This window comes from Phytohabitans sp. LJ34 (assembly GCF_052068095.1).
Lineage (GTDB): Bacteria > Actinomycetota > Actinomycetes > Mycobacteriales > Micromonosporaceae > Phytohabitans.
This window is the reverse complement of the sequence record NZ_JBQHDG010000025.1, coordinates 136,557-155,861: the sequence shown is the minus strand read 5'-3', so window position 1 is coordinate 155,861 and position 19,305 is coordinate 136,557. Positions and strand designations below refer to the sequence as shown.

General features: G+C 71.9%; 18 protein-coding genes. 11 read left to right on the top strand and 7 right to left on the bottom strand.

Translation table 11 applies throughout. From position 1 onward, the window contains the following. Positions 1-189 precede the first annotated feature (189 nt). Positions 190-1,191, top strand: coding sequence for a TerC family protein (locus ACTMTJ_RS36650; protein ID WP_441223284.1), 1,002 nt, complete (start codon positions 190-192; stop codon positions 1,189-1,191). Here ACTMTJ_RS36650 and ACTMTJ_RS36645 read toward each other — a convergent pair. Genes ACTMTJ_RS36645 through typA form a run of 4 tightly spaced genes read right to left on the bottom strand, consistent with a single transcriptional unit; the run spans position 1,175 to position 5,753 of the window. After that, positions 1,175-2,077, bottom strand: coding sequence for a C40 family peptidase (locus tag ACTMTJ_RS36645; protein ID WP_441223283.1), 903 nt, complete (start codon positions 2,075-2,077; stop codon positions 1,175-1,177). The two genes, ACTMTJ_RS36650 and ACTMTJ_RS36645, sit on opposite strands and share 17 nt — an antisense overlap. Further along, positions 2,067-3,149: a mandelate racemase/muconate lactonizing enzyme family protein gene (locus ACTMTJ_RS36640; RefSeq protein ID WP_441223282.1), complete on the bottom strand. Its 1,083-nt coding sequence runs from the start codon at positions 3,147-3,149 to the stop codon at positions 2,067-2,069. Before ACTMTJ_RS36640 ends, ACTMTJ_RS36645 begins: the two co-directional genes overlap by 11 nt. After that, positions 3,146-3,904, bottom strand: coding sequence for a serine hydrolase (locus ACTMTJ_RS36635; protein ID WP_441223281.1), 759 nt, complete (start codon positions 3,902-3,904; stop codon positions 3,146-3,148). Before ACTMTJ_RS36635 ends, ACTMTJ_RS36640 begins: the two co-directional genes overlap by 4 nt. Next, complete coding sequence (gene typA, locus ACTMTJ_RS36630) at positions 3,894-5,753, bottom strand: translational GTPase TypA (RefSeq protein ID WP_441223280.1); 1,860 nt, start codon at positions 5,751-5,753, stop codon at positions 3,894-3,896. Before typA ends, ACTMTJ_RS36635 begins: the two co-directional genes overlap by 11 nt. Positions 5,754-5,897: 144 nt before the next feature. On the opposite strand from typA, the gene ACTMTJ_RS36625 reads away from it, so the two are divergent. From ACTMTJ_RS36625 to gsmA, 3 genes are all read left to right on the top strand, one after another. Next, positions 5,898-7,265, top strand: a complete 1,368-nt coding sequence (locus ACTMTJ_RS36625; protein WP_441223279.1) for a DedA family protein — start codon at positions 5,898-5,900, stop codon at positions 7,263-7,265. Between the two features lie 153 nt (positions 7,266-7,418). Further along, positions 7,419-8,201, top strand: a complete 783-nt coding sequence (locus ACTMTJ_RS36620; RefSeq protein ID WP_441223278.1) for a lytic transglycosylase domain-containing protein — start codon at positions 7,419-7,421, stop codon at positions 8,199-8,201. Between the two features lie 56 nt (positions 8,202-8,257). Beyond that, positions 8,258-9,328: a sporangiospore maturation cell wall hydrolase GsmA gene (gsmA, locus tag ACTMTJ_RS36615; RefSeq protein ID WP_441223277.1), complete on the top strand. Its 1,071-nt coding sequence runs from the start codon at positions 8,258-8,260 to the stop codon at positions 9,326-9,328. A gap of 1,096 nt (positions 9,329-10,424) precedes the next feature. Here gsmA and ACTMTJ_RS36610 read toward each other — a convergent pair. Further along, positions 10,425-11,228, bottom strand: coding sequence for a class I SAM-dependent methyltransferase (locus tag ACTMTJ_RS36610; protein ID WP_441223276.1), 804 nt, complete (start codon positions 11,226-11,228; stop codon positions 10,425-10,427). Between the two features lie 27 nt (positions 11,229-11,255). Beyond that, positions 11,256-12,164 (bottom strand): aminoglycoside phosphotransferase family protein, encoded by a 909-nt coding sequence (locus ACTMTJ_RS36605; RefSeq protein WP_441223275.1) that lies wholly within the window; start codon positions 12,162-12,164, stop codon positions 11,256-11,258. An 85-nt stretch (positions 12,165-12,249) separates the two neighbouring features. Between ACTMTJ_RS36605 and ACTMTJ_RS36600 the strand changes: the two genes are divergently transcribed. Next, the gene (locus tag ACTMTJ_RS36600; RefSeq protein ID WP_441223274.1) at positions 12,250-12,807 is read left to right on the top strand and encodes a redoxin family protein; all 558 of its coding nucleotides are present in this window, start codon (positions 12,250-12,252) and stop codon (positions 12,805-12,807) included. Between the two features lie 3 nt (positions 12,808-12,810). Then, the gene (locus tag ACTMTJ_RS36595) at positions 12,811-13,731 is read left to right on the top strand and encodes a cytochrome c biogenesis CcdA family protein (protein WP_441223273.1); all 921 of its coding nucleotides are present in this window, start codon (positions 12,811-12,813) and stop codon (positions 13,729-13,731) included. Here the strand turns inward: ACTMTJ_RS36595 and ACTMTJ_RS36590 are convergent. Continuing rightward, entirely contained in the window at positions 13,639-14,826 is a 1,188-nt protein-coding gene (locus tag ACTMTJ_RS36590; protein WP_441223272.1) for a GNAT family N-acetyltransferase, read from the bottom strand. The genes ACTMTJ_RS36595 and ACTMTJ_RS36590 overlap by 93 nt on opposite strands. Positions 14,827-14,946: 120 nt before the next feature. Between ACTMTJ_RS36590 and ACTMTJ_RS36585 the strand changes: the two genes are divergently transcribed. Genes ACTMTJ_RS36585 through iolB form a run of 5 tightly spaced genes read left to right on the top strand, consistent with a single transcriptional unit; the run spans position 14,947 to position 19,302 of the window. Beyond that, positions 14,947-15,720 carry a phosphatase PAP2 family protein gene (locus ACTMTJ_RS36585; RefSeq protein ID WP_441223271.1) on the top strand — a complete coding sequence of 258 codons (774 nt, stop codon included), beginning with the start codon at positions 14,947-14,949 and terminating at the stop codon, positions 15,718-15,720. A gap of 58 nt (positions 15,721-15,778) precedes the next feature. Beyond that, the gene (locus ACTMTJ_RS36580) at positions 15,779-16,624 is read left to right on the top strand and encodes a TIM barrel protein (RefSeq protein ID WP_441223270.1); all 846 of its coding nucleotides are present in this window, start codon (positions 15,779-15,781) and stop codon (positions 16,622-16,624) included. Then, positions 16,624-17,619 (top strand): 5-dehydro-2-deoxygluconokinase, encoded by a 996-nt coding sequence (gene iolC / locus ACTMTJ_RS36575; RefSeq protein WP_441223269.1) that lies wholly within the window; start codon positions 16,624-16,626, stop codon positions 17,617-17,619. The genes ACTMTJ_RS36580 and iolC overlap by 1 nt, the downstream gene beginning before the upstream one ends. Then, positions 17,609-18,472, top strand: a complete 864-nt coding sequence (locus ACTMTJ_RS36570) for a Cgl0159 family (beta/alpha)8-fold protein (RefSeq protein WP_441223268.1) — start codon at positions 17,609-17,611, stop codon at positions 18,470-18,472. The genes iolC and ACTMTJ_RS36570 overlap by 11 nt, the downstream gene beginning before the upstream one ends. 59 nt (positions 18,473-18,531) lie before the next feature. After that, positions 18,532-19,302, top strand: a complete 771-nt coding sequence (gene iolB, locus ACTMTJ_RS36565; RefSeq protein ID WP_441223267.1) for a 5-deoxy-glucuronate isomerase — start codon at positions 18,532-18,534, stop codon at positions 19,300-19,302. Positions 19,303-19,305: the final 3 nt, after the last annotated feature.

Below are 19,305 nucleotides of genomic sequence, written 5' to 3'. Positions count from 1 at the left end.
TAGGAGGGGAGTATTCCCCCGCGACGTTGTCGTCAACACGGTCGTCACCAGCTCGTTTGGTCGTCGACCCGGCATCGTCGGTCGCCAGTCCCACGAGGCACGGTCCGAGGGCGGCGGAAGAGACCTCCGACAGAGTCCACATCGCTTCGTCCATGACGGGGCGATGTCGCGTGTCTGCCGGAGGTTTCATTGGACGTGTCCACAGGGGTGTGGGTCGTCACCCTCGTCGTTCTCATCGCGGTGCTCGCCGTCGACTTGCTGATCATCGGCCGGCGCCCCCACGAGCCGAGCATCAAAGAGTCCAGTCTCTGGGTGAGCTTCTACATCGCCCTCGCGCTGGTCTTCGGTGTCGGCGTCTGGGTCACGAGCGGTGGCACGATCGCGGGTGAGTTCTACGCCGGCTGGCTCACGGAGTACAGCCTGTCGGTCGACAACCTCTTCGTCTTCGTGATCATCATGAGCCGCTTCGCGGTGCCCCGTAAGTTTCAGCAGGAGGTGCTGCTCATCGGCATCATCCTGGCGCTGGTGATGCGGGGCGGCTTCATCGCGGCGGGTGCGGCGCTGATCTCCCAGTTCGCCTGGGTGTTCTACATCTTCGGCGCGTTCCTGATCTACACGGCGATCAACCTCGCCCGCCAGGGCGAAATGGACGCCGAGGACTACAAGGAAAACGTCGTCATCCGGTACGCGCGGCGCGCCCTGCGGGTCTCCAACGACTACGGCAACGGGCGCTTCACGACGGTCGACACCAAGGGCCGGCGCATGTTCACGCCGCTGCTGATCGTGATGATCGCGATCGGCACGACCGACCTCATCTTCGCGCTCGACTCGATCCCGGCGATCTTCGGCATCACCGACGAGCCCTACCTCGTCTTCACCGCCAACGTGTTCGCGCTGATGGGCCTGCGCCAGCTCTACTTCCTGCTCGGCGGCCTGCTGGAGCGGCTCGTCTACCTGTCGCTCGGCCTGTCGGTCATCCTCGGCTTCATCGGGGTCAAGCTGGTGCTCGAGGCGCTCGCGGACAACAATGTGCCGTTCATCAACGGCGGCGAGCACGTCGGCTGGGCGCCGCACATCCCGATCTGGCTGTCGCTGACCGTCATCATCGGCACGCTGATCGTCGCCACCGTGGCGAGCCTCATCAAGTCGTCCCGCGACAGCAAGAAGGAATTAGTCAGCGCGGACCACTGACGACGCGGTGCGCCGCCACCAACGTGGCGGCGCGCTCCGCGGGCATCGGCTCCTCGACCACGAGCCGCTGCCGGTAACAGGCGTGCAGCAGGTGACCCGGGCCCCGGTCGGACACGAAGCCCACATGGTGGACGGGGCGCCCGGGACGGGCGAAAAAGTACAGGTCGCCAGGGCGCTCCTCGCCGGGCGGGAGCGGTGCGGTGGCGTCCGCCTGGTCGCTCGCGTCGCGGGGGAGCCGTACGCCGAGGCGCCGCCACGCCAGGTGTACGAGCCCGGAGCAGTCGATGCCGTCGCCGGACATGCCGCCCCACACGTACACGCGGTCGACGAGCCGGCGGGCCAGGGCGAGCACGCCGGTCGCCGGCGACGGCCACGGCGCCACCGCTCCGCCTGACGCCCACAGCGGACGCTCGAGCCCCGGCACGTGTACCGGCTGGAAGCCGTCGACCGGCGGGCCGGCCGGCGCGAGCCGGGTGCCGAGGACCACGCCGGGCAGCACGACCCGCCCGCCGGGGCGGTCGCGCAGGCCCGTCGTGACCGCGTCCACCACCAGCGAGGGCTCCGGGCCGGCGGTGAAGGCGAGCTGGGCCGCCGGCATCCAGCCCGGGTACCCCCGCGGGTCCAGCCGCGCCGCCGGCTGCTCCACGGCCACGACCCGGGCCCAGCCGTCCGGACGCAGCTCGTCGACGAGCACCCGCTCGCCGAGCAGCAGCTGACTGACGACGCACTCACCAACCCGCTGGTCGTGGTCCATCCTGGACACCCAGGCCGCGATGTCGGCGCGGGGGGCGAGTGCGGGCGCGTCGACGGGGCGGACCGCCGCCGGGTCGGACCACAGCGTCGCCACCGGGGTCGCTACGAAACCAACTGCCGGCTCAGTCGCCATCCTTGGATATTATCTTCACGCCGAGCCCGGGGTCGTCCGGCAGCACGACGTGCGCCTCCGCGTACCGGATGCCGCCCTCGACCGGAGACGACGCGAGCCACCAGGCGGCGTCGAGGTCGCAGACCGCCGTCGTGCCGTAGGCGGCGACGAGGCTCGCCGCGGCGCCGATGCCGACCTGGGTCTCCATCATCGAGCCGACCACGGTGCCCATCCCGTGCGCGGCGGCGAGCTCCAGCAGCGTGCGCGCCGGGCCGAGGCCGCCGCACTTGGCGAGCTTGACGTTGACCATGTCGGCGGCCCGCCGGCGGATCACCTCGACGAGGTCGCGTACGCCGTAGACGGCCTCGTCGGCCAAGATCGGCAGCGACACCCGCTCGCTCACCCAGGCCAGCCCGTCGAGGTCCCACGCCGGCACCGGCTGCTCAACGAGCTCGACGTCGAGCCCCGCGTCCTCGATGCCCCGGATCACCCGCACCGCTTCGCGCGGCGTCCAGCCCTGGTTGGCGTCCAGCCGGATGCGGGGCCCGTCGCCGACCGCCGCGCGCACCTCGCGTACCCGGGAGATGTCACCCGCGGCATCGAGCGCCACCTTGAGCTTGAGCACCGCGAAACCCTCCGCCACCCGGTCCTGGGCCGCCGCGGCCAGGGCGCCGGCCGCGCCGGCGGAGAGCGTGACGTCCGTGGGAACCCGCGACGCCGTCCCACCCAGGAGGCGCGCCAGGGGTACGCCGAGCCGGCGCGCGGCAAGGTCGTGCAGCGCGGTGTCGACGGCGGCCTTGGCGGCCTCGTTGCCGGCGACCGCGCGCCGCGTCTCGGCCAGCCGTGCGTGCAGGTCGTCGGGGTCGCGGCCGGTGAGCAGCGGCGCGAGGATCTCGCGGACGCAGGCCTCGCTGCCGGCCACGGAGGCGCCGGTCACCTGCCACACCTGCGGCGCCTCGCCGAAGCCGGAGCGCCCGTCGCTATCGACGATCTCCACGACCAGCGTCTCGACGGTGGTGGCCCGGCGCAGCGCGGTCACGAACGGCGTGTGCAGCGGCGCGGACACGCGGTGGGTGTGGATCTGGCTGATCATCGTCGCTCCCAAGCGGCCGCCGACACGCGCGCGATCAGCCCGCACGCGTCGGCGTCGGCCAGGTCCGTGGTGGTGCAGACGGCGATCGCGTACGGCGGCGCGTCGTCCGGGAAGACCACGCCGGCCCCGTGGCGCACGCCGTCGACCCAGCCGTTCTTGTGCGCGACGCGGGTGCCCTCCGGGAGTCCGGCGGCGAGGTCCTCGGTGCGTTCCTGGCGCAGGAGCGTCGCCACCATGGCGTCCGGCGGGCCGAGCCGCCCGGTGACGATCGCGGTGAAGAGCGCGGCCAGGTCGGCGGCCGTGACCAGGCTGTCGAGGCCGGCGTCGCGGGCGGCGTAGTCTTCGATGCCGCGCCGGGTCACGCTGTGTCGCGCGCCGGCGAGGGCCCACACCTCGGCGACCGCGTCGAGCCCCACGTGGCCGAGCACGATGTTGGTGGCCAGGTTGCTCGACTTGGTGATCATGCGTTCGGCCAGCCAGCCCAGCGGGACCGTGCCGCCCAGCCGCTCCCACACGCCCCTGTCGCTGTCGTAGTCGCGGGTGCAGCCGAACATCCCGCCGGCCGCCGAGGCGAAGACGTTGTGCACCGGCACCTCGGCGTCGAGGTCGGCGCCGGAGCGGTGCAGCGCCGCCAGCACGGCGACCTTCATCGTGCTGGCGGCGTAGTGGGTCTGCTCCGGCAGGCGGGTGTGGCGCGCCGGCCCGTCCAGCGGTCCGATGTAGACGGACACGCCCGGAGGCAGGTCATCCAGCATGCTTGCGCCGGGCGGTGTCGCGGGCGCGCTGGGTGGCGTCGAGCGTCACCTTGCGCAGGCGCACGGCGGCCGGCGTCACCTCCACGCACTCGTCTTCGCGGCAGAACTCCAGCGCCTGCTCCAGCGAGAGCTTGCGCGGCGGGATCACCTTCTCCGTCTCCTCGGAGGTGGAGGCGCGCATGTTGGTGAGCTTCTTCTCCTTGGTGATGTTGACGTCCATGTCGTCGGAGCGGGAGTTTTCCCCGACGATCATGCCCTCGTACACCTCGGTGGACGGCTCGACGAAGAGCGTGCCCCGCTCCTGGAGGTTGAGCATCGCGAACGCGGTGACCGCGCCGGTGCGGTCGGCCACCAGCGAACCGGTGTTGCGGGTGCGCAGCTCGCCCGCCCACGGCTCGTACGACTCGAAGACGTGGTGCAGGATGCCGGTGCCCCGGGTGTCGGTGAGGAACTCGGTGCGGAAGCCGATCAGCCCGCGCGCCGGCACCAGCCACTCCATCCGGATCCAGCCGGTGCCGTGGTTGACCAGCTGCTCCATGCGGCCCTTGCGGGTGGCGAGGAGCTGGGTGATCGCGCCGAGGTACTCGTCGGGCGCGTCGATCGTGAGGCGCTCCATCGGCTCGTAGATCTTGCCGTCGACCACCCGGGTCACCACCTGCGGCTTGCCGACGGTCAGCTCGTACTGCTCGCGGCGCATCTGCTCGACCAGGATGGCGAGGGCGAGCTCGCCGCGGCCCTGCACCTCCCAGGTGTCCGGCCGCTCGGTGGGCAGGACGCGGAGCGAGACGTTGCCGACCAGCTCGCGCTCGAGGCGGTCCTTGACCATGCGGGCGGTGACCTTGGCGCCCTTGACGCGGCCGACGAGCGGCGAGGTGTTGGTGCCGATCGTCATCGAGATGGCCGGCTCGTCGACGGTGATGCGGGGCAGCGCGATCGGGTTTTCCGCGTCGGCGAGCGTGTCGCCGATCATGATCTCGGGGATGCCGGCGACCGCGATGATGTCGCCCGGCCCGGCCGCGTCGGCCGGCTTGCGCTCCAGCCCGTCGGTCATCAGCAGCTCGGAGATGCGCACCCGCTCCTCGGCACCGCTCTCGCGGCACCAGACCACCGTCTGCCCCTTGCGGATCGTGCCCTGCCGGACCCGGCAGAGCGCGAGCCGGCCCAGGAACGGAGAGGCGTCGAGGTTGGTGACGTGTGCCTGGAGCGGCGCCCCCTCGTCGTACGACGGGGCGGGGATCGTGTCGAGCAGCGTCTGGAAGAGCGGCTGGAGGTCGGGCGAGTCGGGCATCCCGCCGTCGGCCGGCTGGGCGAGCGAGGCGAGGCCGTCGCGGGCGCACGCGTACACGATGGGGAAGTCGATCTGGCTCTCGTCGGCGTCGAGGTCGAGGAAGAGCTCGTAGGTGTCGTCGACGACCTCCTTGATCCGCGCGTCGGGGCGGTCGACCTTGTTGATCACCAGGATGATCGGCAGGCGGGCCTTGAGCGCCTTGCGCAGCACGAACCGGGTCTGGGGCAGCGGCCCCTCGCTCGCGTCGACGAGCAGCAGCACGCCGTCGACCATGGTGAGCCCACGCTCCACCTCGCCACCGAAGTCGGCGTGACCAGGGGTGTCGATGATGTTGATGGTGACCGGCTCGCCGGCCGCGGGGACGTAGCGGACAGCGGTGTTCTTGGCCAGGATCGTGATGCCCTTTTCCCGCTCCAGATCCATCGAGTCCATGATCCGGTCGGCGACGTCGCCGCGATGGAGGGCGCCGGCCTGCCGCAGCATGGCGTCGACCAGGGTCGTCTTGCCGTGGTCGACGTGGGCGATGATCGCGACGTTGCGGAGGTCCGAGCGGGTCTGCATGCCGTCCATTGTCCCGAACCTGTGATCATCGGCCAGCGCCGGGGCAAGGGCCTGTCGCGCACATCTCCGAACGGGCCGAGATCAAGACAGGCCCTAGGGCCTGTCACATTGGCCTGGCATGCTGTCGTACGTGTGGGGGCGGGCGTGCAAGACCTGGTGAATCTCCTGACGGACCTGCCGCCGCTGCTGGTCTACGCGGTGGCGGCGATCCTCGTCGCGGGCGAGACGGCCGTCATCGTGGGGCTGGTCGTGCCGGCCGAGGCGACGCTGCTCACCGTCGGCTTCCTCGCCTACCTCGGCACGCTCCGCCTGACCCCGGCCGTGATCGTGATGATCGCCGCCGCGCTGGTCGGTGACACGCTCGCGTTCCGCAGCGGCCGCCGCTACGGTCCCCGCCTGCGGTCCGGGCGGTGGGGCGCGCGGATCGGTTACGAGCGCTGGCAGAAGGCCGATGCCATGCTCGACCGGCTGGGTGGCCGGGCGATGTTCGGCGCCCGGTGGCTAGCCTTCGTGCGCACGCTCGCGCCGCGGCTGGCCGGTGGCGCCGGCATGCCCTACCGCCGCTTCGCCCCGTGGAACGCGCTGGGCGTGGTCACCTGGGTCGGCGCCTCCGTCCTCGTCGGCTACCTGGCCGGCGAGTCGTACGAGACGGTCTCCCGCTACCTCGGCAAGGCCACCGGCGCCGTGCTGGTCCTGCTCATCGCGGTCATCGCGATCGTCCTTCTTGGACGGTGGCTGGGCCGCAACCCCGACCCCGCGCTCGCGCTGGCCCGGCGGGCGGCGGCGCTCCCGCCGCTGCGGTGGGTCCACCAGCGGTACGGGCTGCTGTTCTTCCTGCTCTCCATGCGCTTCGGGCCGGCGTGGGCGTTCGTGGCCAACCTCGTCTTCGGGCTCGGGCTGCTGCTGCTCTTCGCGCTCGCGATGGCGTTCGTGGTCAACTTCGTCGTGCGCCACAGTGGACTGTCGGTGGTGGACGACGTCATCGCGGACTGGTTCGCCGCCCGGCGCACGGAGGGCTTCGCCCACGCGGCCGACGTGGTCGTCGACGTCATGGGGCCCAAGAGCCTCGTGGTCGTCGTCGCGCTGGCCGCGGTCGTGCTCGGGTGGCGCAGCCGGGCGTGGCGCCGCGACCTCGTCACGCTCGTGGCCACCGCGGGTGCGTTCCTGCCGCTGGTGCTGCTGGCCGTGGCGGAGCGCGCGCTGGTGTCGGAGCGCTTTATCCTGACCCAGCACGCGGTCGTCACCGCCAGCCTCTGCACGCTCGCGTGGCTCATCGCGCGGCGTACCCCGTGGATGGCCGGCGTGGCTGTGTGGACCGTGGCGGTCGTGGGCGTGGTGACGGTGAGCGGGGCCCGTCTCTACGTCGGGTGGAACACCGCGAGCCAGCTCGTCACGTCGGTGCTGCTCGGCGTGATGTGGACGGCGGTCTTCATGGTGGCGTGGGCGACCCGGGCGCGGATCCAAAACCCGTCGCCGGATGTGCCAGACATGTCGGGTTCAGCCCCCCGATAGGCCGTTGACGAGCTGTTATGGTGCGCACCGTGAAGCGCGAGGAGTGAGCTCCCGCGGCCTGGACGGGCCGACGCTGTGGTGACATGCGAGCCCCGCGGTCGCAAACGAAAGGCAGGCACGGTGAAGGTGCGCGCGGGGGTTTTGGCGGTCGTTATGTTGTTCGGCTTGACGGGGTGTCTGGAGCGGACGCGTGACGAGCCGCCGTCGGATTCCGCCGTCGTGGCCGACGAGACTCCGGAGGTCGAGCCGCTGGCGCAGGAGTGGGGTGCCGCGGCGACGCCGAGCGCCACCCCGAAGCCCACGCCGAAGAAGTCGCCCACCACGCGCCCGCCGGCCAAGCCGAAGCCGAAGCCGAAGCGCAAGCCGCCGGTGGAGACCCAGCTGCCGCCGGCGCCGCCGAAGCCGGCGCCGGAGGGCTGCGTGGCCAAGCGTGAGGGCACCGCGGCCACCCGCGCGCAGGTGAAGGAGGCGCTGACCGCGGCAGCCGGCCGCACCTACTGGCCGACGTCGGCGCCGAGCATCAAGGTGCCGCTCAACCTCGTCAAGGCGACCGCCTGGCAGGAGAGCGGCTGGCAGTCGAACATCATCGCGTGTGACGGCGGCATCGGGCTCATGCAGGTGATGCCGGACACGGCCACGTTCGTCAACCAGCGCTTCGGCCAGTCGTACGACGTCCGCGACCACAAGGACAACGCGACGCTCGGCGCCAACTACCTGGCCTGGCTTGTCAAGTACTTCGGCGACGTGTACTTCGAGGGCGACTACACGCTCACCGCGTGCGGCGTCACGGAGCTCTGCCTCCTCAACGCGGTGATCGCGTCGTACAACTTCGGTTTCGGCGCCGTCGACACCCCGAACGGGCTCGTCATCCCCAATCCGAGGTACGTGCGGAACGTGCGGGCGCTGATGACCGAGTGCGAGTGTCTCTCGTTCTGAGGACTTTTTTCACAATTTCCTCTTCAGTCGCAATTCGGGCAAATACCGTGTAGTGCATGAGGTACGCCCTTGAAGCGTTCGTGGTCGTGTCCCTCCTCGTGCCGAGCCCCGCGGCGGCCGCCGCCGGCGGTCCCACCGCCACCGTGCGTTCCGGTGGCACCGGCCTCAACCTGCGCGCCGGCCCCTCCACCGCGGACGCCCACGTCGGCCGCATCGCCGAAGGCAGCCGCGTGGCGGTGGTGTGCCAGGTGTACGGGCAGTTCATCGCCGGAACCCAGCGCCGTACCCCGGGCTGGGACCGCCTGTCCAACGGCCGCTACATCTCCGACGCCTACGTGCGCTGGAGCCCCCGGCGCCCCTGGGTGCACTGGTGCGGCCCGAAAGGCGCCGCGCTGCCCACCGTGCGCACCGGCACCGGCCCGGTCAACGTGCGCCGTGGCCCGAGCACCCGCTTCGGCCGCGTCGGGGGTCTGGCCGAGGGGACCGTACTGCACGTCGAGTGCCAGGTCTGGGGTGAGCTCGTCAGCGGCAAGATGCGCCGCACCGCCGCCTGGAACAAGCTGCCCGGCAGCCGCTTCGTCGCGGACTCCAACGTGGACTGGCGCGGCAACCCGCCCACGCTCCCGTGGTGCGGCCAGATGGCGCCCACCGTGCCGCCGGCCAACGCGGGCCAGTTCGTCACCCGGACCGCCGGCCCCGCGCGGGCGGGCTTCCGGCAGTACAAGGTGCCCGCCTCGGTCACCATCGCGCAGGCGATCCTGGAGTCCGGATGGGGCGGCAGCTGGCTGACCCGCCGCGACCACAGCTACTTCGGCATCAAGTGCTTCGGCAGCCCGGGTGGGATCGCGGTGGGCTGCCGTACGTACGCCACGACCGAGTGCGACGGCAAGAAGTGCTACCGCACCACGGCGTCGTTCCGCGCGTACCGCAACGCGACCGGCTCATTCGCCGACCACGGGCGCTTCCTGACGGTCAACCCCAGGTACAAGAAGGCGTTCGCGTACAGCCGCGACCCCAACCGCTTCGCCATCGAGATCCACAAGGCGGGTTACGCCACGTCGCCCACGTACGCGCAGAGCCTCATCAACCTGATGAAGAAGTACAACCTCTACAAGTACGACAAGTAACAGAGCCACTTAGGACTGGGTTTTGAGCTACCGCGATATTTGTCGTGGTCTGGTCCGGATGCGCGGCCCGCGCCACGCGGTGCGGCGGTGTTTGTCCACAATGCCTGTTGCCGACCAGGGCGGTGGGAGATCAAAAGCAGGGCTTCGTCGCTCGAGTTTCAGCTGAGCCAGCCTGACGCTGCGTCACAGATGGAGGTGTTTGGCCGCTGAATCCCTGTTGGGACGAGGATTTGGACTCCCGCGATGTTCGTCGTGGTCCGGACCGCTGCTGCCGCAGCCTCACCCGTCCGCTGCTGGGACGTGGGCCAGTCGACTTTCGCGATCTTGGCCGCTTGTGGCGGGGCCGAGCAAGGGCTCCGCGGCCCTGGGCGCTCACCGCGTTTCGATGATCGTTAGCCCGGATCCCGCGTTCTCGCCCGCGTGTCACGCGGGTTCCGGGCTAACGATCACGGCGCCTGCCAGATCCCGACCCGATCGTCCCGTCACGTGGGAGATGCGGGACCACCGCGGCCGCTCCGCATGATCGTTAGCCCCGATAACGGCGTGTCACAGCCTTTTCGGGCTAACGATCATGACGCCGCCCCATGGCTGAGCAGATTCTCCCGAGCAGTGCAAAGGTGCCCCGGCGATCCGTTGATCATCGTGTTTCGCGGTCTGGCCGACCCCCGGAAGCCGCAGCCGGCGTGCCAAGCCCCGGCACGGCTCTCACCGCAACCACCAAACGGTCTACAGCTGACAGACGTGGGCAAATCTATCTCCAGAAGCTCACGAAGGGGAAACACCCCGAATCCGAAAGGTCTCTAGAGACCTTTCGGGATCAGGGTCGCCGCGGTCTCGGGCTCGATTCAAGCAGATTTGAGCTACCGCGATGTCCGTCGTGGTCCAGACCGCTGCTCCCGCGGCCGCACCCGTCCGCCGCTGATCACGCTCACCCAGCGCGTGGTTCGTTTGTCCACAATGCCCTGTGCCGAGGCGACGGTCACCAGACCGGGGCTTGTCCCGCGGAGCCGGCAGTGGACGGCCGGGGATTTCGGCTCGCCCTGGCGAGCCGCCGGCCGGGAGCGGTGCCCGCGGATCGCCGGCCCACCGTCGTCCTTCAGGACCTGGTGGCGCGGAGGGAGTACATCATCGGGAGGCTGGGGGAGCCGTCCGGGCGGTGGAAGGTGCCGTCGTCGTGGCGGACCAGGTTGTAGAAGTTGTCGAAGAGCGTCCAGTCGTGCTCGTGCAGGAACTCTAGCCGCAGCCCCGCCGCGCAGATCGCGCTCACGATGGTGCCCATCTGGTGCCGCCAGAGCGTCGCTCGATTGTGGACGGTCGGCAGGGCCCAGTCGACGTAGCTGCCGGGCTCGTCGAACGTCGTCGGGGCGGCCGGGAAGTAGTCGTTTGTGACCGTGGTGCCGGTCTCGGCGTCGAGCACGCCGGCGAACGGGTGGAACTCCGCCAGGTAGAAGACCCCACCCGGCTCCAGCAGGTCGGCGACCACCCGGGCCCACGCCGCCATGTCGGGCAGCCAGCCGAGCGCGCCGAGCCCGGTGTAGACGATGTCGAAGCGCTCGCCGAGGGCGGCCGGCGCGTCGTACACATTGGACTGGACGAAGCGGGCGCCGCGCACGCCGATCTCAGTGGCCAGCGTGCGGGCCGCCTCGATGGCCGACTCCGCGAAATCCAGGCCGGTGACGCGGGCGCCGAGCCGGGCCCAGGAGAGCGTGTCCTGGCCGAAGTGGCATTGCAGGTGCAGCAGCCGTTTCCCGGTCACGTCGCCCATCTCGGCGATCTCGAACGGCCGCAGCGACGTGGCGCCGGCCTTGAACTTCGGCACGTCGTAGAAGTCGCTCGTGGTGTGTAGCGGTGCGCGCTCGTCCCAGTAGGCCTGGTTGGTGCTGAGCCACTCCTCGCCCATGACGCCCGACCATAGCGGCCGGCCACGTCACAGTCGCGGCAATAACGCGAGCGCGACGTCGAGCGCGCGGCCGCCGACCTCGCTGCCGTCGCCCTCGGCGGTCCACACCTCGGAGAGCACCGACTTGACGAACGCCCACGCGAGGACGCGTTCCACCGGCTGCCCCATCCCGTCGGCGAGCTGCTCGATCCGGGCCGGCACCAGCGCGAGCAGCGCGTCGTCGTGGCGTTCCGGGTCGGGGTTGTGGACCAGCGAGCCGGCCTCGTAGCCGGGGTCGCCGACCACGCCGTGCGGGTCGATCGCCAGCCACGGCTCGCGCTCCGCGCGCAGCACGTTGTCGTGGTGCAGGTCGCCGTGTAGCACCACCCGCGCCGGCGCGGACGCGCACAGCTCGTCGAAGAGCCGGCCCGCGCGCTCGACCAGGTCGCGGGGGAGCGGGTCGTCGCCGGGATAGGCCCGCAGGTGCGCGGCGAAGGCCGCACCCTGCGACTCCAGGTCGGGCAGGACCCCATCGGGTACCGGCGCCGCGTGCAGCCGCCGCATCACGGCCAGGATCGCCGCGGTCGCCTCGGTGTCCCGCGCCGGGACCAGCGTCCGCGCCAGCGTGCCCGGCTCCGCCCGCTCCAGCAGCAGCGCGCCCCACGCCGGCTCGTAGGCGAGCAGCCGCACGGCGCCCGCGCCGGCCCAGCACTCCAGCGTGGCCGCCTCGACCGGCAGGTGGTCGGCGCCGGGCACGCCGAGCTTGAGCACGGCCGGCGTGCCGTCCGCCCGGGTCACCGCCTCCACCCAGTGGTAGCTGAGCGGGTAGGGATCGCCCAGGCGCAGGTCCCAGGCGCGCGCCACCTCGGCCCGAGTTGCGGGTAGGCCGGCCAGCCAGCGCGCGCCGTCCGCACCCCAGACGCCCAGGACGTTGCGGGTCAGCGCGGTGGTCGACATCGACCAAGGGTGCCACGCGAGCGTTGAACCGCGGGCGTCCGCGTGCCGTACTCAGGGGCGCAGCGCCACACCTTGGAGGTCCCGCATGCGTGTCCGGCTGGTCGCGGCAGCCCTGCTCGCCACAACGCTGGTGGCCGGCGGCTGCGCCGGAGGGACGACACCGGGCGCGGACTGGAACGCGGGCCAGCAGCCGGCCGCCGCCGACGCCCAGCCCGCCGGCGACAAGAAGCAGGCACCGGTGCCGGCCACGCTCACGTTCACCGGCACCACGCTCGACGGCAAGGCGTTCGACGCGGCAAGGCTCGCGGGGCGGCCGACGGTGCTGTGGTTCTGGGCGCCGTGGTGCGCCACCTGCTTCGGGCAGGCCGCCTCGGTATCGGACATGCAGGACGAGTTCGGCACGAAGGTCAACCTGCTGGGCGTCGCCGGCCTCGGTGACGCCGGCGAGATGAAGGAGTTCGTCACCGACGGGGAGGTCGGGGACGTCACCCACCTCAACGACCAGGCCGGCGCGGTGTGGAAGAAGTTCAAGATCACCGAGCAGAGCACGTACGTCTTCCTCGACCGCGACGGCAAGGTCCTGAGCCAGGGGTGGATGGACAGCGTCACGTTCGAGGGCAAGGTCGCCGAGCTGGCCGGCTGAGCGATGACACAGACCACGCTGGTGCTGGCGCTGACCGCGGGCATGCTCGCGGCGGTCAACCCGTGCGGCTTCGCGCTGCTGCCCGCGTACCTGTCCCTGCTCGTCGCCGGTGAGTCCACGGGCGACACCGTCCGGCGGGCCCTGGCCTCGACGGCGGCCATGACCGCGGGGTTCGTCGCGGTGTTCGGCGCGTTCGGGCTCGCGGTGGCGCCGGCCGCCGGCTGGATCCAGGAGCGGTTGCCGTGGGTGACCGTCGGTCTCGGCGTGCTGCTGATCGCCGTGGGCGGGTGGCTCGCCGCCGGCCGGTCACTGCCCGCACCCTGGCGCGGCCCGCGGGCACCGGAGCTGCGCCGCACGCTCCCGTCGATGGCCCTCTTCGGCGCCGCCTACGCCGCCGCGTCGCTCAGCTGCACCATCGGGCCCTTCCTGGCCATCGTCGTGGCGAGCATGCGGGCCGGCTCCACCGGCGCCGGGGTCGGGCTCTTCCTCGCGTACGCCGCCGGCATGGGCCTCGCCGTCGGCGCCGCCGCCCTCGCCGTGGGGCTGCTGCGCACCTCGCTGATCCGCGCGGTGCGCCGGGCCGGCTCGGCGATCTCCCGGCTGGGTGGGGCGCTGCTGCTGCTCGCCGGCGCCTACGTGGCGTACTACGGCTGGTACGAGATCCGGCTCAGCGCCGACCGGTCGGCCGTGGACGATCCGGTCGTGGCCGCCGCCGGCCAGATCCAGCACTCGCTCTCCGCCGCGCTCAGCTCCGCGGGTGTCGAGGTGGTGGCGGCGGTGTTCGCGGTGCTGCTCGCCGCCGCGCTCCTCGCCCGGCGCCTGACCGGTCGCTCAGAAGTCCGCGAACAGGTACGGGACGGCGCGGGGGAAGAGCGTCCGCAGCTGAGCGCCGGCGTCGGCGGGCACGGCACCGAACCCGCGTAGGGGCAGGTCGTCCGGGTCCAGCACGCCGTACACGAGCGCGGAGAAGCCGGCCGCGTTCAGCGTCGCCCGGGGTACGCCCGGCTCGTCGCCACCCACCTCCAGCTGGCCGCCGCGCCCGTCCAGCAGGTACGTGCCGGCGATGAACGGGTCGTCGACCACCTCCACCACCGCCCGGCCCGGTCCGACCCGCGCGCCGGCCAGCGCCGGCACCGCGAGCACGCGGGCCATCGGCGCGTTCGCGTTGGGGACGCGGGTGCGCGACTCGGTGACGGTGCCCAGGTCGGTGGCCCACAGCTCGGGAAGCTCGTCCGCCGCGATGCCGGCGACCACGCGCTCGACCTGGTCGACGTGCCGGGCGAAGAACTGGAGCAGCAGCGCGCGGCTCAGCGGCGTGGTGGTGAGCAGGTCGTCCACCACCAGCTCGGCGCCGTAGCCGCTGAGGCGGTACGCGGCCGCCGCCGCCACCTCGCCGCCCACCCGGGCGGTGACGATCCAGCGGGCGTCGTCGGCGCGCAGCCGCTCGGCCCGGTAGTCGGGGAAGACCGCGAAGCCGTGCCGCTCGGCGGCCAGCCGCAGCGTGAACGCGCGGTACGCGTCGTACCCGGATCCGCTCCGCTCCCAGATGAGCTCGCCGGGCAGGTCGGCGCGGACGAGGTGGCCGAGGTCGGCGGGGGCGAACGTGACGTGGCGCCGCTTGGGCAGCCCCACGTAGCCGAAGCGCTCGTAGAACGAGGCCCGGAACGGGTACAGCGCGCTGACCGGGTGGCCATCGTCACGCATGTCGCCCAGCAGGCGGGTAAGCAACGTGCGGACGTGGCCACGGCGGCGGGCGAGCGGGTGCACCGCCACTCCCGCGACGCCGGCCATCGGGTGTAGCACACCGCGCACGTTCTGCCGCATCGGCACGGCGGAGACGGCGGCGAGCGAGGTGCCGCCCTCCTCCGCCACGAGGGTGAGGTTGTCCTCCTGGAAGGGGAGGTACTCGCGGAGCTTTTCTGCCTCCTCAAGGGGAGCCGGGCTCGCCTCGAAGGCGTACGCCTGAAGGGGGAACGCGTGCGTGAGCCGCTCCTCTGAGCTGATCCGCCGGATCTCCATCCGCACAGCAAACCATGCGACCCCTAGGGCGTTCTCACCCTCCGGTCCGATCCGGGAATCAGGGAGAAGTCGGTGCCCGGCCCGGATGGAAGTGTGAAGATCAGGTTGGAGGCTGTGCTTATGGCGGTCATAACGGGGACTGGGCACGTCCGGCAGGGCAGCGGCACGCCGGCCATCAAGACCATGCAGTCAGTGCGGCTCGGGCAGCAGATCTTCATCCTGCTCGGTGCCATCGTCATCTACTTCGGCGTACGCCATCTGACGGAGGGTTCAGTCAGCTCGGCGGTCGCGAACGCCGCGCGGGTGGTCGACCTGGAGAGGGCGCTCGGGCTGCACCACGAGCAGTGGCTACAGGACACCTTCGCCAGCTCGTCCCGGGTCAGCACGGTATTCAACTGGATCTACATCTGGGGCCACTGGCCGGTCATCGCGGTCACGCTGATCTGGCTGGCCCGCAAGCACCAGGTCATCTACCTGCGCACGCGCAACGCGATGATCATGTCCGGCGCGATCGGCATGGTGATCTTCGCGACCTTTCCGGTGGCGCCGCCCCGGCTCGCGCACCTGGACATGGTCGACACGGTGACGGTCAGCTCGCACGCGTACCGGGTGCTCCAGCCACCCATGTTCACCAACCAGTACGCCGCGGTGCCGAGCCTGCACGTGGGCTGGGACCTGCTGATGGGCATCGCGATCGCGATCGCCGCCCGGCGGCTGTGGGTCAAGGTGATCGGGGTGCTGATGCCGATCGCGATGACGATCGCGGTCGTGCTCACGGCCAACCACTACATCGTCGACGCGATCGCCGGCGCCGCGCTCACCACGAGTTGCTGGTTCGCGGTCCGCTGGTGGGCGAGGCGGCGCGAGCTACGCCTCCAGGTCGCGACCACTTAGTCAGAATGTATTGACAAAGTCCTGAACCGGGGCGGAAGGTAGCCCTGGGAGGGACGGCATGGACGTGCGGATCGCGGGAGCGCCCATCTCGTGGGGAGTGTGTGAGGTCCCCGGCTGGGGCTTCCAGTTGCCGGCCGACCGGGTGCTCGGCGAGATGCGCTCGCTGGGCCTCGCGGCCACCGAGTTCGGGCCGGTGGGATACCTTCCCGACGACCCCGCCGGCGTGCTCGCGGCCCACGGTCTGCGCGCGGTCGGCGGCTTCGTCCCGGCGGTCCTGCACGAGCCCGGCCGCGACCCGCGGCCGGAGGTGGGGGCCGTCGCCGCGCGCTACGCCGCCGCCGGCGCCGGCACGGTCGTGCTCGCCGCCGACACCGGAGGGCACGGATACGACGCGCGTCCCGAGCTCGACGCGGCCGGCTGGGCCACCCTGCTGTCCAATCTGGACGGTGCCGCTGCCGCGGTCGCCGCGGCCGGCCTGACGCCCACGCTGCACCCGCACGTGGGCACGATGGTGGAGACCGCTGACGACGTCGACCGCGTGCTCGCCGGCAGCACGGTCCCGCTCTGCCTCGACACCGGCCACCTGGCGGTGGGCGGCGCCGACCCGGCCCGCATCGCCGCCGAGCACCCCGGCCGCGTCGCGCACGTGCACCTCAAGGACGTCGACGCCGGGCTCGCCGCGCGCGTGCGGGGCCGCGACGTGACGTACGCGGAGGCGGTGCGCGCGGGCATGTTCCGCCCGCTCGGCAAGGGCGACGTCGACATCGCCGGCATCGTGCGCACGCTCGACGCGGCCGGCTACACCGGGTGGTACGTGCTGGAGCAGGACGTCATGCTCACCGGCCCGGGCGCCGACCCGCTGCCCGACGTGGCGGCGAGCGTCGACTACCTGCGGAGCCTCTGATGGCCAGCCCTCCCAGCGCTGCTCGTGGCTTCGCGGGCCCGCGAAGCCACGAGCAGCGCCCAGAAAACTTCGACGTGCTCACCATGGGCCGGGTCGGTGTGGACATCTACCCGCTCCAGGTGGGCGTCGGGCTGGCCGAGGTGGAGACGTTCGGCAAGTACCTGGGCGGCAGCCCGACCAACGTCGCGGTCGCCGCCGCCCGCTACGGCCGCCGGGTCGCGGTCGTCACCCGCACCGGTGCCGACCCGTTCGGCGACTTCGTCCACAGCGCGCTGCGCGGCTACGGGGTCGACGACCGGTACGTGACGGCGGTGGAGCACCTGCCGACACCGGTGACGTTCTGCGAGATCTTCCCGCCGGACGACTTCCCGCTCTACTTCTACCGCTATCCCACGGCGCCCGACCTCCAGATCAGGGCGGAAGACCTGGACGTCGAGGCGATCCGGTCCGCGGGCGTCCTCTGGGTGACCGGCACCGGGCTGTGCGAGGAGCCCAGCCGCTCCGCCACGCTCGCCGCGCTCCGCGTGCGCGATCGCGCCGGCATCACCGTGCTCGACCTCGACTACCGGGAGATGTTCTGGCCGTCCCGCGAGGAGGCGCGGCGCTGGGTCCAGGAGGCCCTGCCCTACGCCACCGTGGCGGTCGGCAACCTCGACGAGTGCTACACCGCCGTCGCCGAGCGGGATCCGGCCGCCGCCGCCAAGGCGCTCCGCGACCGGGGCGCCGACCTCGCGGTGGTCAAGCAGGGCCCGCGCGGGGTGCTCGCCGTCGACGCCTCCGGCGCCGTCGAGGTGCCGCCGGTGCCGGTACAGGTGGTCAACGGGCTGGGCGCGGGCGACGCGTTCGGTGGGGCGCTCTGCCACGGGCTGCTCGCCGGCTGGGAGACCGCCCGCGTCATGCGCTTCGCCAACGCGGCCGGTGCGATCGTCGCCGGGCGGCTGGCCTGCTCCGACGCGATGCCCACGCTGGAAGAGGTCCAAGCCTATGTTCGCTGAGCGGCTCGCCGTCGTCACCGACGCGCGCGTGCGCCGGCCACAGTCCATCGTGGAGCTGGCGCGGTCGCGGCCGCGCGGCGCGATCGGCGACCGGCTCTTCCTCGTCGCCGCCGACCACCCGGCCCGCGGGGCGCTCGCCGCCGGCTCCCGCCCGACGGCCATGGCCGACCGCGGCGAGCTGCTCGAGCGGCTCTGCGCCGCGCTCGCCCGGCCCGGCGTCCACGGCGTCCTCGGCACCGCCGACGTGCTGGAAGACCTGCTGCTGCTCGGCGCGCTCGACGGCAAGGTCGTGATCGGCTCGATGAACCGGGGCGGCCTCGCCGGCACCGCGTTCGAGATCGACGACCGGTTCACCGGGTACGGCGCGGAAGCGGTCGCCGCGATGGGCTTCGACGGCGGCAAGATGCTGCTGCGCATCGACCCCGACGACCTGGCCACGGTGTCCACGATGGAGGGCTGCGCGCGGGCGGTCGACGCGCTCGCCGGGCGGCGGCTCATGGCGATGGTGGAGCCGTTCATCAGCCACCGCGTCGACGGGCGGGTGCGCAACGAGCTGACGGCCGACGCGATGGTCCGGGCCATCTCGGTCGCGTCCGGGCTCGGCGGCACGTCGGCGTACACGTGGCTGAAGGTGCCGGTCGTGCCGGACATGGAGCGGGTGATGGCCGCCTCGACGCTGCCCGCGCTGCTGCTCGGCGGCGAGGTGCCGGCCGACCGCGACGCCGCCTTCGAGGGCTGGCAGAAGGCGCTGCGACTGCCCACCGTGAAGGGAATCGTGGCGGGCCGCTCGCTGCTCTACCCGGCCGACGACGACGTGGCCGGCGCGGTGGACACGGCGGTGAGCCTGCTGTGATGCACCCCAAAAAATCGCTCCGCTGCGCTCCACGATTCCCCGGGGGCCCCGCGACGCACGTGACCCCATCGTCGGCCGGCTGGCGGTTTTCCGGCCTGCGCGTGCTGGACCTCGACGGTGTTTCTTCCTTCGACACGGGCGACGACGAGGTGCTGGTGCTGCCGCTCGCCGGATCGTGCACTGTGGAGTGCGACGGTTCCACCTTTACCTTGGTAGGTCGCGAGGACGTCTTCGCGGGCGTGACCGACTTCGCGTACGCGCCGCGCGACGCCACCGTCACGGTTACCGGAGAGGGCCGCTTCGCGATCCCCACGGCGCGGGCCTCCCGGCGGCTGGAGCCCCGCTACGGCCCGGCGTCGCAGGTGCCCGTCGAGCTGCGCGGCGCCGGCAGCTGCTCCCGCCAGGTCAACAACTTCTGCACGCCCGGCGTCTTCGAGGCGGACCGGCTCATCGCCTGCGAGGTGCTGACGCCGGGCGGCAACTGGTCGTCCTACCCGCCGCACAAACACGACGAGGACCGGCCCGGCGAGTCGGTGCTGGAGGAGATCTACTACTTCGAGGTGCGCGGTGACGGCGGGATGGCGTACCAGCGGGTCTACGGGCCGGACATCGACGTGCTCGCCGAGGTGCGCGGCGGCGACGTCGTGCTGATCCCGCGGGGCTGGCACGGGCCGTCGATGGCCGCGCCCGGCTACGACCTGTACTACCTCAACGTGATGGCTGGCCCGCGCCGCGCCTGGGAGATCTGTGACGACCCCGCGCACGCCTGGATCCGGGAGACCTGGGCCACGCAGGAGCTCGACCCGCGACTGCCGTTCGGGAAGGAGTGACCA

Coding starts and splice junctions, on each gene's coding strand:
- ACTMTJ_RS36605 (WP_441223275.1), bottom strand. CDS start 12,164: ATGTCGACCACCGCGCTGACCCGCAACGTCCTGGGCGTCTGGGGTGCG.
- typA (WP_441223280.1), bottom strand. CDS start 5,753: ATGCAGACCCGCTCGGACCTCCGCAACGTCGCGATCATCGCCCACGTC.
- ACTMTJ_RS36585 (WP_441223271.1), top strand. CDS start 14,947: ATGGCGGTCATAACGGGGACTGGGCACGTCCGGCAGGGCAGCGGCACG.
- ACTMTJ_RS36600 (WP_441223274.1), top strand. CDS start 12,250: ATGCGTGTCCGGCTGGTCGCGGCAGCCCTGCTCGCCACAACGCTGGTG.
- ACTMTJ_RS36635 (WP_441223281.1), bottom strand. CDS start 3,904: ATGCTGGATGACCTGCCTCCGGGCGTGTCCGTCTACATCGGACCGCTG.
- iolC (WP_441223269.1), top strand. CDS start 16,624: ATGGCCAGCCCTCCCAGCGCTGCTCGTGGCTTCGCGGGCCCGCGAAGC.
- ACTMTJ_RS36620 (WP_441223278.1), top strand. CDS start 7,419: ATGTTGTTCGGCTTGACGGGGTGTCTGGAGCGGACGCGTGACGAGCCG.
- ACTMTJ_RS36570 (WP_441223268.1), top strand. CDS start 17,609: ATGTTCGCTGAGCGGCTCGCCGTCGTCACCGACGCGCGCGTGCGCCGG.
- ACTMTJ_RS36590 (WP_441223272.1), bottom strand. CDS start 14,826: ATGGAGATCCGGCGGATCAGCTCAGAGGAGCGGCTCACGCACGCGTTC.
- ACTMTJ_RS36610 (WP_441223276.1), bottom strand. CDS start 11,228: ATGGGCGAGGAGTGGCTCAGCACCAACCAGGCCTACTGGGACGAGCGC.
- ACTMTJ_RS36595 (WP_441223273.1), top strand. CDS start 12,811: ATGACACAGACCACGCTGGTGCTGGCGCTGACCGCGGGCATGCTCGCG.
- ACTMTJ_RS36580 (WP_441223270.1), top strand. CDS start 15,779: ATGGACGTGCGGATCGCGGGAGCGCCCATCTCGTGGGGAGTGTGTGAG.
- ACTMTJ_RS36645 (WP_441223283.1), bottom strand. CDS start 2,077: ATGGCGACTGAGCCGGCAGTTGGTTTCGTAGCGACCCCGGTGGCGACG.
- gsmA (WP_441223277.1), top strand. CDS start 8,258: ATGAGGTACGCCCTTGAAGCGTTCGTGGTCGTGTCCCTCCTCGTGCCG.
- ACTMTJ_RS36640 (WP_441223282.1), bottom strand. CDS start 3,149: ATGATCAGCCAGATCCACACCCACCGCGTGTCCGCGCCGCTGCACACG.